Raw genomic sequence first — 16,053 nt, forward strand, 5'->3', positions numbered from 1 at the left:
GCGCTTAGGCTACTACAGACGCGGTAGGCTGCCAATCCAGCGACCAGGCACCCGAGGCCAGGTTTTGCAGCCACAGGGCGGCGGTGAGGGTTTTGCTGTCGGTCACCCGGCCATCGCGGCACCATTCCAGCAGCTCGGGCAAGGTGGCGGTGAACACGTCGAGGAACTCACCCGCGTCCAGATTGCGCTCACCCAGCGTCAGGCCGCGGGCAAACCAGATGTCGATAAATTCGGTGGAGTAGGCAATCACCGGGTGCAGCATGCCCGCCCGCGCCCATTCGGTAGCGGAGTAGCCGGTTTCTTCGAGCAGCTCGCGCTGGGCGCAGGCGAACGTGGTTTCCCCCGCATCCAGCTTGCCCGCAGGAAACTCGACCATCACCCGGTCCAGCGGATAGCGGAACTGGCGCTCCAGCACCAGGCGGCCATCGTCCAGCATGGGCACGACCATCACCGCGCCGGGATGCTTCACGTACTCGCGCGTGGCGCTGCGCCCATCGGGCAAGCGTACGGTGTCGCGAAAGGCGTGCAGGAAGCGCCCCTTGAGCAGCTCTTCGCTGTCGGTCTTGTGCTCAACGAGGTGCTGGTCGGGGATAGGCATGGAAGTCATTCGGGAGGGCCGACAGCGTCACTGGCGGCAGTTCGGCAAAGCTCAAATGCGGTGCTTGAGCAGATAGCGGGCGATGAAGCCCGGAAACGCCAAGGTGATGAACAGGGTGCCGGTGATGGCGTAGAACTCCCAGCCCTGGGGAGCGATCTGGCCACCGTGGTTCTCCAGCAGCAAGCCCAGGCCACCGACCGCAAAGTAGTACACGACCAACTCACCCAGGCGCATGCCCAGGGATTTGGGATGGGCCAGCTTGAACACCAAGAACAGGCGGCGGCCCATGAACGGCAGATTGGCGGCAACGATGGCCGCCAACAGCACCAACCATACGGAAACGGTTTGGGTCACCGCAACTGTCCTACCGCCCTGCCCGCTCGCATCAGGTGCCCAGCGTCAGCACGATGGCCTGCGCACACAGGGTCATCAGGCCGCCGGGCACGATGCCCAGAATCAGCACCAGCGCGCCGTTGACCGACAGCACGGCCCGCACGTCCAGCGGTGCCGACACGGTGGTGGCGGTAATGGGTGCATCGAAGTACATGACCTTGACCACGCGCAGGTAGTAGAAGGCACCGATCAGCGACATCACCACCGCAAACACTGCCAGCGCGATATAGCCTGCGTAACCCGAGGCGATCAGCGCCTGTAGCACCGACAGCTTGGCGTAGAAGCCGACCATGGGCGGGATACCGGCCATGGAGAACAGGCAGATGGCCATTACCGCGGCGTACAAGGGGCTGCGTTCGTTCAAACCGGCCAGGTCGGAGATTTCTTCGCTCTCAAAGCCTTCGCGGGCCAGCAGCAGAATGACACCGAAACCGGCCAGGGTGGTCAGCACATAGGTGACGACGTAGAACATGGACGAGCTGTAGGCATTGGCGGCCGACAAGGTATTGCCGTTGACCACACCCGACAGCAGGCCCAGCAGCACAAAGCCCATTTGCGAAATGGTGGAGTAGGCCAGCATGCGCTTCAAATTGGTTTGGGCGATGGCAGCCAGGTTACCCAGCGCCAAGGAGCCCACCGACAGGACTACCAGCATCTGCTGCCAGTCAATCGCCAGCGGCAGCATGCCCTCGACCAGCAAACGGATGCAGATGGCAAATGCCGCCAGCTTGGGCGCGCCGCCGATCATCAGCGTCACCGCGGTGGGTGCGCCCTGGTACACGTCGGGAATCCACATGTGAAATGGCACCACGCCCAGCTTGAACGCCAGACCGGCCACCACAAACACCAAGCCAAACACCAGCACCTGGTGCTTAACCTGGCCAGAGGCGATCACCTTGAAGACCTGGCCGACTTCCAGCGTGCCGGTGGCACCGTACATCATCGACAAGCCGTACAGCAGGAAACCCGAAGCCAGGGCACCCAGCACGAAATACTTCATGGCGGCTTCGCTGGCAGTGGCGTTGTCGCGGCGCAGCGCCACCAGGGCGTAGCTGGACAGGGTCAGCAGCTCCAGGCCCATGTAGATGACCAGGAAGTTGTTGCCCGAAATCATGACCGACATGCCCAGCAGCGCAAACATGCTCAAGGTGAACATTTCGCCGCCGTGCAACATGCCGCGGTCGCTTGCGTACGGACGGCCATAAACCAGGGTGACCATCACCGCGATCGTGGCAAAGCACTTGAGCCAGTTGCCCATGGGGTCGCTCACGACCATATTGCCAAAACCGTACAAGGTAGTGTTGCCATTGGCGTACAAGCCCTGCAGGATGGCCACCACGCCCAGCGACAGCAGGGTCAGGGCATAGGTGCCAGTGCGGCGTGGGCTTTTCACCCCCAGGTCGACCAGCGCAATGATGCAGGCCATCGCCAGCAGCACGATTTCAGGGTAAACCGTGATCCAACTGATTGTGTCAATCATCTTTTCGTTCTCAATCCAGTGGGGTCAGTTGAGCTTGGAAACTGCAACGTGTTTAATCAAATCGGCCACCGAGGCATCCATCACGTCGGTGAAAGGCTTGGGGTACAGGCCCATGGCCAGCACCGCAATCGCCAGCAGGAGCAGCATGAAGAACTCGCGCGCATTGATGTCTTTGAGTTCCTTGACATGGTCGTTGGTGACCGGGCCCAGGTAGACACGTTTGTACATCCACAGGGTGTAGGCGGCGCCAAAGATCAGCGCAGTTGCTGCGGCAAAACCGACCCAGAAGTTGAACTGCACGGCACCCAGAATCACCATCCACTCACCCACAAAGCCAGCTGTGGCGGGCAAGCCGCAATTGGCCATGGCAAACAGCAAGGCAAAGGCTGCAAACTTGGGCATGGTGTTGACCACGCCGCCGTAGCTGGCAATTTCGCGGGAATGCACACGGTCGTACAGCACGCCGATGGACAAGAACATGGCGGCCGACACAAAGCCATGGGCAATCATCTGCACAATGCCGCCCGCAATGCCCAGCGGGTTAAAGATGAAGAAGCCCAGGGTTACAAAACCCATGTGGGCGACCGACGAATAGGCCACCAGCTTCTTCATGTCTTCCTGCACCATGGCCACCAAACCCACATACACGACGGCAGTGAGGGACAGGCCGATCATCAGCCCCGACCATTCATGGGATGCATCGGGCGCAATGGGCAAGGAGAACCGCAGGAAACCGTAGGCACCCAGCTTCAGCATGATGGCCGCCAGCACGGCGGAGCCGCCGGTAGGTGCTTCCACGTGCACATCGGGCAACCAGGTGTGTACTGGCCACATCGGCACCTTGACCGCAAACGCTGACAGGAATGCGAAGAACAGCAATGTCTGGGTCTGGCTGTCCAGAGGCAACTGGTGCCAGGTGGCAATGTCAAAGCTGCCGCCCGACTTGACGTACAGGAAGATCAACGCCACCAGCATCAACAAAGAACCCAGCAGCGTGTACAAGAAGAACTTGAAGGCGGCGTAAATCTTGTTGGGCCCGCCCCAGATACCGATGATCAGGTACATCGGGATCAGGGTGGCCTCGAAGAAGACGTAGAACAAAATCCCATCCAGCGCGCAAAAGACACCAATCATCAATCCGCTGAGAATCAGGAAGGCACCCATGTACTGGTTGACCTTGTTGGTAATGGCTTCCCAACCGGCAATGACCACGATGACATTGATAAATGCCGTCAAGATCACAAACCACACCGAGATGCCGTCCACACCCAGGTGGTAGTTCACATTGAAGCGCTCGATCCAGCTGGTGTTTTCCACAAACTGCATCGCCGAAGTGCCCAGCTTGAAGCCGCTGTACAGCGGCAAGGTCACCAGCAAGCTCACCACCGAACCCACCAGGGCGACCCAACGGACGGCCCGGGCCTGCTCATCACGGCCTAAGGCCAAAAGTACAACGCCAAAAAAGATAGGTATCCAGATGGCAAGGCTCAACAATCCCATTTTTCTTATTCCTCTACTGGTTGAGCCAAACGAAATACGTCATCAGCGCAAAAACACCCACGATCATGGCAAACGCATAGTCGTAAATGAATCCGGTTTGGACCCAACGCACCATGCCCGAAATCCAACCCACGATTTTCCAGGATCCGTTCACCACGCCACCGTCGATGATGGTGCGGTCGCCCACCTGCCACAGGCCGGTACCCAGGCCACGGGCACCGCGTGCCAGCACGTTTTCATTGAACCAGTCCAGGTAGTACTTGTTTTCCAACAGCGTGTAAATCGGCTGGCAAGCACGTTTGATGGCCGCAGGCAGCGCCGGGTTGACCATGTACATGTAGTAGGAGGTGGCCACACCGGCAACCGCCAAAATAAACGGCATGGTGGTCAATGCGTGGACCGCCATGGCCCAGGCACCGTGAAACTCTTGCGCCAGCTCTTTCATGGCGGCGTGTTTTTCAGAGTCTATGAAAATAGCATCCTTGAAAAAGTCACCGTACAACATGGGCTGGAGAGTGAAGTAGCCAATGACGACCGAGGGAATGGCCAAAAGCACCAATGGCAAGGTCACCACCCAGGGGGATTCGTGGGGCTTGCTGTCACCGTGGCCATGGTCGCCATGGTGGTCGTCATGTCCATGGTGGGCATCCGGGTTTTGGTCAAACCGCTCTTTGCCGTGAAACACCAGAAAGTACATCCGGAATGAGTAGAAAGCGGTGACAAACACGCCCGCCAGCACCGCAAAGTTTGCGAAACTGGCTCCAGGCAAGTGGCTCAAATGCACTGCTTCGATGATGCTGTCCTTGGAGTAAAAGCCGGAAAACAGGGGTGTACCGATCAAAGCCAGAGAACCCAGCAGCGAGGTAATCCAGGTGATGGGCATGTACTTGCGCAAGCCGCCCATCCAGCGGATGTCTTGGTTGTGGTGGACACCCATGATGACTGAGCCTGCCGCCAGGAACAGCAAGGCCTTGAAGAATGCGTGCGTCATCAGGTGGAACACGGCAACCGAATAAGCCGAGGCACCCAAAGCCACCGTCATGTAGCCCAACTGGGACAGCGTGGAATACGCAACCACCCGCTTGATGTCATTTTGGATGATGCCCAAAAAGCCCATGAACAACGCAGTGATGGAACCCACCACCAGGATCAGGTTCAAGGCGGTATCGCTCAACTCGAACAGAGGCGACATACGCGCCACCATGAAAATACCCGCAGTCACCATGGTGGCCGCATGGATCAGCGCCGAGATGGGTGTAGGGCCTTCCATGGAATCTGGCAACCACACATGCAGCGGGAACTGGGCCGATTTACCCATGGCTCCGATGAACAGGCAGATGCAGATCACAGTAATCAGCATCCAGTTGGTACCGGGGAGCATGAGTTGCGCCAGCGCGTCTTTTTTTGCAAAAGCTTCGGTGTAGTTCAAGGTGCCTGCGTAGGCAGCAATCAGGCCAATGCCCAGAATGAAACCAAAGTCACCCACACGGTTGACCAAAAAGGCCTTCATGTTGGCAAAGATGGCGGTGGGACGGTTGAACCAGAAACCGATCAGCAGGTAGGACACCAGGCCCACAGCTTCCCAGCCGAAAAACAACTGCAGCATGTTGTTGCTCATGACCAGCATCAACATCGAAAAAGTAAACAGCGAGATGTAGGCGAAGAAACGGTTATAGCCCGCGTCTTCTTCCATATAGCCAATGGTGTAGATGTGCACCATGAGCGACACAAAGGTCACCACGCACATCATCATGGCGGTCAAGCCGTCCACCATGAAACCAATCTCCATACGCAATCCGCCTACATCCATCCAGGTGTAGAGCGTTTCATTGAAGCGGGCACCGTCGTTGACCACGCTGTTGAGCGTCATGGCCGACAAGACGAAAGCAATCAACACACCCAAGATGGTGAGCGAGTGGCTGGCGCGTCGGCCAATCACGTTACCGCCAAATGCGGTACCCAGAACACCAGCGAGCAAAGCGCCCGCCAGAGGTGCCAGCGGAACCGTCAGCAAAGTAGAAGCTGTGAGGGTTTGACTCATTTTTATTAACCCTTGAGCGTATTGAGTTCATCCACATTGATGCTGGATTTATTACGGAACAGCAGCACCAGAATGGCCAAGCCAATAGCCGATTCGGCGGCGGCCACCGTCAGAATGAAGAAGACGAAAATCTGCCCGCGCATGTCGTTCAAGTAATACGAGAACGCCACAAAGTTCATATTCACCGCCAACAGCATCAACTCGATGGCCATCAACAAGACGATGAGGTTTTTACGGTTCAGAAAGATGCCGATCACCGACAAGGCAAACAAAATGGCCCCGAGTGAAAGAAAGTGTCCAAGCGTCAGGGTCATGCTTTTTTCTCCACAACCGCAGTTGCTGGAGCAACAGGTGCAGCAACTTCCACCGCGGGCTGGGTTACCTTCATTTTGATGATCTCCACCCGGTCACGGGCTTTGACGCGCACCTGGTCGGATGGATTCGCGTGCTTGCTGTCTTTGCGCTGGCGCAGCGTCAGCGCAATGGCGGCGACGATAGCCACCAACAAGATGACTGCAGCGATTTCCAGCGGATAAAGATACTCGGTGTAGAGAATCTTGCCCAGTTCCTTGGTGTTGGATACCTGGGCAGCCACATCTGCGCCCCCCGTCAGGTTGCGGGTTTCGTCGTTGGTACGGAACCCGCCCATCAACACCATGGCCATTTCAAGTGCCAGCAAAACACCACCACCGGCAGCGATGGGGAAATGCTTCCAGAAGCCCTGGCGAAGTGCATCGACATTGATGTCCAACATCATCACCACGAACAGGAACAACACCATCACCGCGCCGACGTACACCAGCACCAAGGTAATAGCCAGGAACTCTGCTTTCAGCAGAATCCAGATAGCGGCTGCCTGGAAAAACGCAAGCACCAGATACAGAGCGGCATACACAGGGTTGCGTGAGGTAATCACCCGAAACCCTGCGAACAGCAGCACTGTCGCGAAGAGATAAAAGAGGCCTGTCTTAACGTCCATGGAGCAGTTCTTATTGTGTGGAAACGAGGGCAGCAATCAGCAGCTGTGAACGAGGACTAGCGGTACTTGGCATCTGCAGCACGGGCCGCTGCGATGTCTTTTTCGTACCGGTCTCCCACTGCCAACAACATGTCTTTGGTGAAGTACAGGTCACCACGCTTTTCACCGTGGTACTCCAGTACATGGGTTTCCACGATGGAGTCGACCGGGCAGCTTTCTTCGCAAAAACCGCAAAAAATGCATTTGGTCAGATCGATGTCATACCGGCTGGTACGGCGCGAGCCATCGGCACGCACGTCCGATTCAATGGTGATTGCCATGGCGGGGCACACCGCCTCGCACAACTTGCAGGCAATGCAACGCTCTTCGCCATTTTCGTAGCGGCGCAAAGCATGCAGGCCACGAAAACGCGGAGACAGCGGTGTTTTTTCTTCTGGAAACTGCACCGTGATCTTGCGCCGAAACGCATGCTTGCCGGTCAGCGCCAGGCCTTTGAACAACTCTGCCAACATGAAGCTGGAGAGAAAGTCCTTGAGCGAAAAGGCAGGGGTAGCCAATGTGGACATACGTGACTCGCTTTACTTCCAGATATTGAACGGGGTCTGCATCCAGCCACCCACCACCACCAGCCACACCAGGGTGACGGGGATAAAAATCTTCCAACCCAGGCGCATGATCTGGTCGTACCGGAAGCGTGGGAAGCTGGCACGCACCCACAAGAACATGGTCACGACCGCGAAGGTCTTGAGCCCGAGCCATATCCAGCCTGGAATCCAGTTGAACAACACGCTGTCGATCGGCGACAACCAGCCACCGAGGAACATCAGCACCGTCATGATCGACACGAGCCACATGTTGGCGTATTCGGCCAAGAAGAACATCGCAAAGCTCATGCCGGAATACTCCACCATGTGGCCAGCCACAATTTCCGACTCACCTTCCACCACGTCAAACGGGTGGCGGTTGGTTTCGGCCAAACCGGAGATGAAGTAGACCAGGAAGACGGGCAGCAGCGGCAGCCAGTTCCAGGACAGGAAGGTCAGTCCTTTTTCGGCAAACATGCCCTTGGCCTGGCCCATCACGATATCCGTCAGGTTCAAACTGGCGGACACCATGAGCACAATCACCAGGCAAAAGCCCATGGCGATTTCATAGCTGACCATCTGCGCAGAGGCGCGCAGAGCGCCTAGGAAAGCGTACTTGGAGTTCGATGCCCAACCGGCGATGATGACCCCGTAGACTTCCATGGACGTGATTGCCATCAAGAACAGCAAACCTGCATTGATGTTCGACAACGCAATTTCAGGACCAAAAGGAATCACCGCCCAAGCCGCCAAGGCGGGCATGATGGTCATGATGGGGCCCAGAAAGAAAAGGCCCTTGTTCGCCACCGTAGGAAGAATAATTTCTTTGGTAAGCAGCTTCAATGCATCGGCAATCGGCTGCAGCAAGCCCAAAGGACCCACGCGGTTGGGGCCGATACGGATTTGGGTCCAACCAATGGCTTTACGCTCCCACAGCGTCAGATAGGCCACACAGCCCATCAGCGGCAAAAGAACCAAAACGATTTTGATCAGGTTCCAGATGACTGGCCAAGCGCCACCGGACCACCAGCTAGCACCCACCAGACCTTGTCCAAAAGCAAAAATTGCATCAATCATGCGGCCACCTCTTGTGCAGCATGGGCTTGGCGCGCATCTGCCGTCATCTGCAAAGCACTGGCACGGCGCACGATGCCATCCAACTGGTACAGGCTTGCGACTACGGGCACCGCAGAAGCACGTACCGTCATGTCAATGCTTACTTGTGTCTTGTTGCTCAACTTGTCGGCCAGAACCTGTGTGGCCCCTTCCGATAAATCGCCGCGCAAAGTCGCCAAAACATCTTGCGACGACTCAAAGTCAAAGCCAGGCAGGCCCAGCACATTGGCCAGTACGCGCAACACCTTCCAAGCCGGACGGGTATCACCCAAAGGTTTCACCACCGCATGGAAGCCTTGCACACGCCCTTCGGCATTGACAAAACTACCCGAGGTTTCCGAGAACGGGGCGATTGGCAGCAAGACATCGCTGAACACCATATTGGACTTGAATGGGCTCATGGTGACGACCATTTCTGCACGGCCCACGCTGTGTGCAGCACCCGCAACCGAGTCAAACTCCGGCTCATTGTTTAGCAACAAAACGGCTTTGAGCCCACCAGCCAGCATTTGCCCGGCATTCAACCCGCCTTGGGCTGGTTGGGCATGCGCCAACTGTGCACCTACGGTGTTGGCAGCTTCGGTCAGATACCCAACCGTGGCACCCGTTTGCTCGCCAATCCAGTTAGCCAGTGCCAACAGGCTGGAAGCCTGGGCGTGGTGCGCAGCCGCATTACCCAGGAGAATCGCCTTGCGGTCCCCTCCCAGCAATGACTTGGCAATGGCTTTGGCTGCGTCCGTGGCGGAACCAGCAACGGGCGCCGTAACAGCCTTAGTTTCTGCCACCGCAGCAGCGACATCGGCCAAGAACTGCAACCATTGGTCTGCTGAACCTTGCACGAAGTTTGCAACAGGAATTGCCCATGCATCCGCCTTGGCAAGCTCCACTACAGAATTTATAGCACTCACCGCACATCCCTTGCGCGCTGCCTGCCGAATACGCTGTGCAAACAAAGGGTGGTCTTTACGCAAATTCGAACCCACCACCAGCACGCGCTGCAGTTGGCTCAAAGAAGCTATCGACGTACCCAGGTAACGGATACCTTCGACCTGAGCAAACTCGGCATTGCGCAGCCGGTAGTCAATGTTTTCACTACCCAGGCCGCGAACCAAGGCCCCAGCCAGAACCAGCTCTTCCAGCGTGCTGTGCGGGCTGACCAAGGCACCGATGCTGGCAGCACCGTGCTGTGTCTTGATCTGCTTCAGGCCGTTGGCAATGTATTCCAACGCCGTCTGCCAATCCACGGATTTCCACTCTCCGCCCTGCTTGAGCATGGGACTGGTGAGACGTTCGGTGCTGTTCAGTGCTTCGTAGGAAAAACGATCACGGTCGGCAATCCAGCATTCGTTCACCGCTTCGTTTTCGAGCGGCACCACGCGCATGACTTTGTTGTTTTTGACCTGGACCACCAGATTCGCTCCGGTCGAATCGTGCGGGCTGACCGATTTGCGGCGCGACAGCTCCCAGGTACGGGCGCTGTAGCGGAACGGCTTGCTGGTCAACGCGCCCACGGGGCAAATGTCAATCATGTTGCCCGAGAGCTCGGAGTCAATCGTTTCACCCAACACGGTGGTGATTTCGGAATGCTCACCGCGGTGGATCATGCCGAGCTCCATCACGCCCGCCACTTCCTGGCCAAAACGGACGCAGCGCGTGCAGTGGATGCAGCGGCTCATTTCTTCCATGGATACCAGTGGGCCGACATCCTTGTGGAAAACCACGCGCTTTTCTTCTTCGTAGCGCGAGGAGGAACCACCGTAGCCCACGGCCAAATCCTGCAACTGGCATTCACCGCCCTGGTCGCAGATGGGGCAATCCAGCGGGTGGTTGATGAGCAAAAACTCCATCACCGACTGCTGGGCCTTGAGGGCTTTTTCGCTCTTGGTGCGAACAATCATGCCCTGCGTGACGGGCGTGGCGCACGCAGGCATAGGCTTGGGTGCTTTCTCCACATCCACTAGGCACATACGGCAGTTGGCCGCAATACTGAGCTTCTTGTGGTAACAAAAATGGGGGATATAGGTTCCCGCCTTTTCAGCCGCATGCATGATCATGCTGCCTTCAAGAATGTCTACCTTCTTACCGTCGAGTTCGATTTCTACCATGTGCTCTTACCTCAATCAGGCGTGCGCCGCAGCCTGGGGTTTTTTGTTCTGGATCAACGCCTCGAATTCAGGGCGGAAATGCTTGATCATGGCGCGCACCGGCATGGCCGCTGCGTCACCCAGCGCGCAAATGGTGCGGCCTTGTATATTGTCTGCAACCGAGTTGAGCAAATCCAGATCGGTTGCACGGCCTTCGCCGCGCCAGATACGGTCAATCACCCGCCACATCCAGCCCGTACCTTCACGGCACGGCGTGCATTGCCCGCACGATTCGTGGGAGTAGAAGTACGACAGGCGCAGCAGACTCTCCACCATGTTGCGGGAATCGTCCATGACGATCACCGCCCCGGAACCCAGCATGGAACCGGCCTTGGCAATCGAGTCATAGTCCATGGTGCATTGCATCATGGTGTCTGCAGGCAACACAGGAGCGGAGGATCCGCCAGGGATCACCGCCTTGAGGGTACGCCCGGTGCGTACGCCACCGGCCAATTCGAGCAGCTTGGAGAACGGCGTGCCCATTGGGATCTCGTAATTGCCAGGGCGCTCTACATCCCCGCTAACCGAGTAGATCTTGGTGCCGCCGTTGTTGGGCTTGCCGCATTCCAGATACGCCAGACCACCATTGCGGATGATCCACGGCACAGCCGCGAAAGTTTCTGTGTTGTTGATGGTCGTGGGCTTGCCATACAAACCAAAGCTGGCCGGGAACGGTGGCTTGAAGCGTGGCTGGCCCTTTTTGCCCTCCAGCGATTCCAGCAAAGCCGTTTCTTCGCCGCAGATGTAAGCCCCAAAACCATGGGATGCATGCAGCTGGAACGAATAGTTGCTGCCCAGAATGTTGTTACCCAACAAACCGGCTGCACGGGCTTCTTCCAGCGCCTCTTCGAAACGCTCGTAGGTACCGAAAATCTCACCGTGGATGTAGTTGTAACCCACCGAAATACCCATGGCATATGCCGCAATCGCCATGCCTTCGATGACGATATGCGGGTTGTACTGCATGATGTCGCGGTCTTTGCAGGTACCCGGCTCGCCCTCGTCCGAGTTACAGACCAGGTACTTCTGCCCAGGAAACTGGCGAGGCATGAAGCTCCACTTCAAACCCGTAGGAAATCCTGCGCCGCCTCGGCCACGTAACGCCGATTCTTTAACAGTTGCAATGACCTGGTCCTGTGTGAGACCTTCACCACCGTCTTTGCCCAAAATCTTGCGCAAGGCTTGGTAGCCACCGCGGGCCTCGTAATCCTTAAGGTGCCAGTTGGTACCATCCAGATCCGCCATGATTTGCGGATTGATGTGGCGACCATGGAAACTGGTTTGAACCCCAGTGGCCCTGAATTGGGAAAGAATTTGTTCTGCTGACATTACTTAGCCTCCGCAGATGGGGTGCCAGAAGCGCGCAAACCATCTACCAATTGGTCCAGTTTGTCATTGCTCATAAAGCTGCACATGGTGCGGTCGTTGACCAACATCACCGGGGAATCCGCACAGGCCCCCAGGCACTCGCTTTGTTGCAGCGTGAACATGCCATCTGCCGTGGTCTCGTTCATGGAGATACCCAGCTTGTGCTCGAGATGCTTCAAAGCCTTGGCACCGTCGCGCAGTTGGCACGGCAAGTTGGTGCAGACGTTCAACTTGAAGCGCCCAACCGGAACCTGGTTGTACATGTTGTAGAAGGTCGTGACCTCATGCACCGCGATGGGTGGCATGCCCAGAACCTCTGCGACCACGTTTTCGCTTTCTGCACTGACATAGCCCAACTCTTGCTGGACGATAGAAAGACATGCCATCACGGCAGATTGCTTTTGGTCGGCGGGAAACTTGGCCACTTCGCGGGCAAAACGGGCTTTGGTGGATTCAGAAATCATGCTCACATTACCGGTCAATTTCGCCAAACACGATGTCCATCGTGCCGATCACCGCAACGGCATCCGCAATCATGTGACCGCGAGACAGCTCGTCCATCGCAGCCAAATGTGCAAAACCCGGAGCCCGAATTTTCAGGCGGTAAGGCTTGTTGGCACCATCGCTGACGAGGTAGATACCAAATTCACCCTTGGGGTGCTCGACCGCCGCATAGGCCTCGCCCAGTGGCACGTGGAAGCCCTCTGTGAAAAGCTTGAAATGGTGGATCAACTCCTCCATGTTCGCCTTCATCGATTCACGTGCGGGAGCCGCCACTTTGTGGTTGTCGGTAATAACGGGGCCGGGATTCACGCGCAGCCAATCCACACACTGCTTGATGATGCGATTGGACTCACGCATCTCTTGCACACGCACCAGATAGCGGTCGTAGCAATCGCCGGTTTTACCTACCGGAATATCGAAGTCCATCTTGTCATAGGCATCATAAGGTTGCTTCTTGCGCAAGTCCCAAGCAATACCCGAGCCACGCAGCATGGGACCGGTGAAACCCAGATTGAGCGCCCGCTCGGGCGTGACCACAGCAATGCCTACGGTGCGCTGTTTCCAGATGCGGTTTTCGGTCAGCAAGGTCTCGTATTCGTCTACGCACTTGGGGAAACGCGCAGAGAAATCGTCGATGAAATCCAACAAGCTGCCTTGGCGGTTTTCATTCAACTGTGCCATGGCCTTGGCATTCTTGATGCGGCTGACCTTGTACTGCGGCATGGTATCGGGCAGGTCCCGGTACACGCCACCAGGACGGAAGTAGGCGGCATGCATGCGTGCACCGCTCACCGCTTCGTACATATCAAACAGATCTTCTCGCTCGCGGAAGCAATAGATCAGCACATTCATGGCACCACAATCGAGCCCATGCGCACCCAACCACAGCAAGTGGTTCAGCAGCCGGGTGATTTCCGCAAACATGACGCGGATGTACTGGGCACGCACGGGCACCTCGATACCCATCATCTTTTCAATGGCGAGGCAATAAGCCTGCTCATTGGCCATCATGGACACATAGTCCAGACGGTCCATGTACGGCAGTGACTGGATGAAGGTTTTGGTTTCAGCCAGCTTTTCGGTGGCACGGTGCAGTAAACCAATATGCGGATCGGCCCGCTGGATCACTTCGCCGTCCAACTCCAGCACCAGGCGCAAGACACCGTGTGCGGCCGGGTGCTGCGGCCCAAAATTGAGCGTGTAATTCTTGATTTCAGCCATGAGACATCCTGCGCTTAATGCAGGCCCCCGTAATTGTCTTCCCGGATGATGCGGGGTGTAATTTCGCGCGGTTCAATCGATACAGGCTGGTAGACGACGCGTTTTTGCTCAGGGTCATAGCGCATTTCGACATGGCCCGATGTAGGGAAATCTTTGCGAAACGGATGACCGATAAACCCGTAGTCCGTCAGGATGCGTCGCAAATCATTGTGACCTTCGAAGATGATGCCAAACAGATCAAATGCTTCGCGCTCAAACCAGTTAGCAGAATTCCAGACCCCGTTGATGGAATCCACCACCGGAAAATCATCGTCAGGGCACAGCACCTTGACCCGCACACGCTGGTTCAGACTGACCGACAGCAACTGCAGCACCACGCCGTAACGTGGGCCTTCGTAAGCTCCATCCCGGAACGACGAATAATCCATGCCACACAGGTCGATCAGTTGCTCGAACTTGCAGCCCGGTGCATCACGCAGCAGAGTTGCCACCGCCAGATAGTCGGGCGCGCGCACCACCACTTCTACCTCACCCAAAGCCACGCCGACACGGCTTGCCTGGGCACCGAGGATCTGAACCAAGGTGTCTTTTAAAGCCTCGGGTTGAACAGCAAATACAGTCATCTCAGACTCTCGCAATCGTGTTGGTGCGACGGATTTTTTGCTGCAACTGGATCACGCCATACAAAAGCGCTTCTGCAGTGGGCGGGCAGCCCGGCACGTACACATCCACAGGCACGATGCGGTCGCAGCCGCGCACCACGGAATAACTATAGTGGTAGTAGCCACCCCCATTGGCACACGAACCCATGGAAAGCACCCAGCGCGGCTCGGGCATCTGGTCGTACACCTTGCGCAAAGCAGGTGCCATTTTGTTGCACAGCGTACCCGCCACGATCATCAAATCGCTTTGGCGTGGGCTGGGACGGAACAACATGCCGAAGCGATCCATGTCGTAGCGCGCGGCACCCGCATGCATCATTTCAACCGCACAGCAGGCCAAACCAAACGTCATAGGCCACAGCGACCCCGTCTTTGCCCAGTTCACCACCGAGTCGTAAGACGTGGTGACAAACCCTTCTTTCATAACACCTTCAATCATCGTGCTACTCCCAGTCAAGGGCCCCTTTTTTCCACTCGTAGACAAAGCCTACAACCAGAATTCCCAGAAAAATAATGACAGCCCAGAAACCCACAATACCCACCTCCTTGACCGCTACCGCCCAAGGGAAAAGGAACGCAATTTCCAGATCAAACAAGATAAAAAGAATGGCCACCAGGTAGTAGCGCACATCAAATTTCATGCGCGCGTCTTCGAATGCTTCAAAGCCACATTCGTAAGGGGAGTTTTTTGCCGCGTCGGGCCGGTTGGGGCCGAATATATGGCCAAGCACCTGCGGTGCAACGCCGACACCTATGCCGACTAAGATGAACAAAAGGACTGGGAGGTACTGATCTAAGTTCATCTTGAGGTTCTGATCACCGCTTATGACCTGCCGAACACAGGTTCAGCAGGTCTTTTTGTTGGTGCCGTCGGCGAGACTCGAACTCGCACAGCTTTCGCCACTACCCCCTCAAGATAGCGTGTCTACCAATTTCACCACGACGGCGGTTTTTTCTGTACAGATGGCATGAGGAACCTTGCGGTTTGTGGCTTTCTGCACAGCTATGAATTTTACTCGATTACCCTGTCGTTCTCAGGGTGACTAAGAAATTCAACCCATATTATTTAGTCGGAATCTGCCCCGCGCCGGAAGCTGCTACTGCGGGTGCAGCAGGCACCGAACCAGATGTAGAGCCAGGGATCTGCCCGACCGCACCAGAGGCAGCAACTTCAGGTGCAGTCACAGCCGCACGCTCCAGCACACTACCGGAACTGACAGTACGCGCGCTATTGAAATACGCCAAAGCCAAGGTACACGCAAAAAACACCGCCGCCAAAATGCCGGTAGTACGCGACAGGAAATTGGCACTTCCGCTAGCACCGAACAGGCTGCCCGAGCTGCCGCTACCGAATGCCGCACCCATGTCGGCACCCTTGCCGTGCTGGACCAGGATCAGGCCAATCATGCCGATCGCGGCCAGCATCTGGACCGCCAGCAGGATGGTCAACAAAATATTCATCT

General features: G+C 56.7%; 17 protein-coding genes and 1 tRNA gene. All 18 read right to left on the bottom strand.

Annotated features, from left to right (window positions below):
• Positions 1-4 precede the first annotated feature (4 nt).
• Positions 5-607: an NUDIX domain-containing protein gene (locus tag AC097O_RS04535; RefSeq protein WP_315243866.1), complete on the bottom strand. Its 603-nt coding sequence runs from the start codon at positions 605-607 to the stop codon at positions 5-7.
• Between the two features lie 42 nt (positions 608-649).
• On the bottom strand, positions 650-952 hold the full coding sequence (locus tag AC097O_RS04540) for a DUF2818 family protein (RefSeq protein WP_479591679.1): 303 nt from the start codon (positions 950-952) through the stop codon (positions 650-652).
• Positions 953-983: 31 nt separating this feature from the next.
• Positions 984-2,471 carry an NADH-quinone oxidoreductase subunit NuoN gene (gene nuoN, locus AC097O_RS04545; RefSeq protein WP_479591680.1) on the bottom strand — a complete coding sequence of 496 codons (1,488 nt, stop codon included), beginning with the start codon at positions 2,469-2,471 and terminating at the stop codon, positions 984-986.
• A gap of 24 nt (positions 2,472-2,495) precedes the next feature.
• Positions 2,496-3,971 carry an NADH-quinone oxidoreductase subunit M gene (locus AC097O_RS04550; protein WP_479591681.1) on the bottom strand — a complete coding sequence of 492 codons (1,476 nt, stop codon included), beginning with the start codon at positions 3,969-3,971 and terminating at the stop codon, positions 2,496-2,498.
• Positions 3,972-3,984: 13 nt separating this feature from the next.
• Positions 3,985-6,012: an NADH-quinone oxidoreductase subunit L gene (gene nuoL, locus AC097O_RS04555; protein ID WP_479591682.1), complete on the bottom strand. Its 2,028-nt coding sequence runs from the start codon at positions 6,010-6,012 to the stop codon at positions 3,985-3,987.
• Between the two features lie 5 nt (positions 6,013-6,017).
• Positions 6,018-6,326, bottom strand: a complete 309-nt coding sequence (gene nuoK, locus AC097O_RS04560) for an NADH-quinone oxidoreductase subunit NuoK (protein WP_315185702.1) — start codon at positions 6,324-6,326, stop codon at positions 6,018-6,020.
• Positions 6,323-6,991 (bottom strand): NADH-quinone oxidoreductase subunit J, encoded by a 669-nt coding sequence (locus AC097O_RS04565; protein WP_479591683.1) that lies wholly within the window; start codon positions 6,989-6,991, stop codon positions 6,323-6,325. Before AC097O_RS04565 ends, nuoK begins: the two co-directional genes overlap by 4 nt.
• A 56-nt stretch (positions 6,992-7,047) precedes the next feature.
• A complete protein-coding gene (nuoI, locus tag AC097O_RS04570) occupies positions 7,048-7,557 on the bottom strand; it encodes an NADH-quinone oxidoreductase subunit NuoI (protein WP_315185698.1) in 510 nt (169 codons plus the stop codon).
• 12 nt (positions 7,558-7,569) lie between these two features.
• Positions 7,570-8,652 (bottom strand): NADH-quinone oxidoreductase subunit NuoH, encoded by a 1,083-nt coding sequence (gene nuoH, locus AC097O_RS04575; RefSeq protein ID WP_315185696.1) that lies wholly within the window; start codon positions 8,650-8,652, stop codon positions 7,570-7,572.
• Entirely contained in the window at positions 8,649-10,796 is a 2,148-nt protein-coding gene (gene nuoG, locus AC097O_RS04580; protein WP_479591684.1) for an NADH-quinone oxidoreductase subunit NuoG, read from the bottom strand. The genes nuoH and nuoG overlap by 4 nt, the downstream gene beginning before the upstream one ends.
• A 15-nt stretch (positions 10,797-10,811) precedes the next feature.
• Positions 10,812-12,164 carry an NADH-quinone oxidoreductase subunit NuoF gene (gene nuoF, locus AC097O_RS04585; RefSeq protein WP_479591685.1) on the bottom strand — a complete coding sequence of 451 codons (1,353 nt, stop codon included), beginning with the start codon at positions 12,162-12,164 and terminating at the stop codon, positions 10,812-10,814.
• Positions 12,164-12,667, bottom strand: a complete 504-nt coding sequence (gene nuoE / locus AC097O_RS04590; RefSeq protein ID WP_479591686.1) for an NADH-quinone oxidoreductase subunit NuoE — start codon at positions 12,665-12,667, stop codon at positions 12,164-12,166. The genes nuoF and nuoE overlap by 1 nt, the downstream gene beginning before the upstream one ends.
• Before the next feature lie 7 nt (positions 12,668-12,674).
• Positions 12,675-13,928: an NADH-quinone oxidoreductase subunit D gene (locus tag AC097O_RS04595; protein ID WP_479591687.1), complete on the bottom strand. Its 1,254-nt coding sequence runs from the start codon at positions 13,926-13,928 to the stop codon at positions 12,675-12,677.
• A 14-nt stretch (positions 13,929-13,942) separates the two neighbouring features.
• The gene (locus AC097O_RS04600; RefSeq protein WP_479591688.1) at positions 13,943-14,551 is read right to left on the bottom strand and encodes an NADH-quinone oxidoreductase subunit C; all 609 of its coding nucleotides are present in this window, start codon (positions 14,549-14,551) and stop codon (positions 13,943-13,945) included.
• A gap of 1 nt (position 14,552) precedes the next feature.
• Complete coding sequence (locus AC097O_RS04605) at positions 14,553-15,029, bottom strand: NuoB/complex I 20 kDa subunit family protein (protein ID WP_295956930.1); 477 nt, start codon at positions 15,027-15,029, stop codon at positions 14,553-14,555.
• 4 nt (positions 15,030-15,033) lie between these two features.
• The gene (locus AC097O_RS04610; protein WP_479591689.1) at positions 15,034-15,393 is read right to left on the bottom strand and encodes an NADH-quinone oxidoreductase subunit A; all 360 of its coding nucleotides are present in this window, start codon (positions 15,391-15,393) and stop codon (positions 15,034-15,036) included.
• A 59-nt stretch (positions 15,394-15,452) separates the two neighbouring features.
• Positions 15,453-15,537 (bottom strand) — tRNA-Leu (locus AC097O_RS04615).
• A 115-nt stretch (positions 15,538-15,652) separates the two neighbouring features.
• Positions 15,653-16,051, bottom strand: coding sequence for a preprotein translocase subunit SecG (secG, locus tag AC097O_RS04620; protein WP_479591690.1), 399 nt, complete (start codon positions 16,049-16,051; stop codon positions 15,653-15,655).
• Between the last annotated feature and the right edge of the window lie 2 nt (positions 16,052-16,053).

This window comes from Rhodoferax sp. LS1P39, from assembly GCF_056521425.1.

Coding starts and splice junctions, on each gene's coding strand:
- AC097O_RS04535 (WP_315243866.1), bottom strand. CDS start 607: ATGACTTCCATGCCTATCCCCGACCAGCACCTCGTTGAGCACAAGACC.
- nuoN (WP_479591680.1), bottom strand. CDS start 2,471: ATGATTGACACAATCAGTTGGATCACGGTTTACCCTGAAATCGTGCTG.
- AC097O_RS04550 (WP_479591681.1), bottom strand. CDS start 3,971: ATGGGATTGTTGAGCCTTGCCATCTGGATACCTATCTTTTTTGGCGTT.
- nuoL (WP_479591682.1), bottom strand. CDS start 6,012: ATGAGTCAAACCCTCACAGCTTCTACTTTGCTGACGGTTCCGCTGGCA.
- nuoK (WP_315185702.1), bottom strand. CDS start 6,326: ATGACCCTGACGCTTGGACACTTTCTTTCACTCGGGGCCATTTTGTTT.
- AC097O_RS04565 (WP_479591683.1), bottom strand. CDS start 6,991: ATGGACGTTAAGACAGGCCTCTTTTATCTCTTCGCGACAGTGCTGCTG.
- nuoI (WP_315185698.1), bottom strand. CDS start 7,557: ATGTCCACATTGGCTACCCCTGCCTTTTCGCTCAAGGACTTTCTCTCC.
- nuoH (WP_315185696.1), bottom strand. CDS start 8,652: ATGATTGATGCAATTTTTGCTTTTGGACAAGGTCTGGTGGGTGCTAGC.
- nuoG (WP_479591684.1), bottom strand. CDS start 10,796: ATGGTAGAAATCGAACTCGACGGTAAGAAGGTAGACATTCTTGAAGGC.
- nuoF (WP_479591685.1), bottom strand. CDS start 12,164: ATGTCAGCAGAACAAATTCTTTCCCAATTCAGGGCCACTGGGGTTCAA.
- nuoE (WP_479591686.1), bottom strand. CDS start 12,667: ATGATTTCTGAATCCACCAAAGCCCGTTTTGCCCGCGAAGTGGCCAAG.
- AC097O_RS04595 (WP_479591687.1), bottom strand. CDS start 13,928: ATGGCTGAAATCAAGAATTACACGCTCAATTTTGGGCCGCAGCACCCG.
- AC097O_RS04600 (WP_479591688.1), bottom strand. CDS start 14,551: ATGACTGTATTTGCTGTTCAACCCGAGGCTTTAAAAGACACCTTGGTT.
- AC097O_RS04605 (WP_295956930.1), bottom strand. CDS start 15,029: ATGATTGAAGGTGTTATGAAAGAAGGGTTTGTCACCACGTCTTACGAC.
- AC097O_RS04610 (WP_479591689.1), bottom strand. CDS start 15,393: ATGAACTTAGATCAGTACCTCCCAGTCCTTTTGTTCATCTTAGTCGGC.
- secG (WP_479591690.1), bottom strand. CDS start 16,051: ATGAATATTTTGTTGACCATCCTGCTGGCGGTCCAGATGCTGGCCGCG.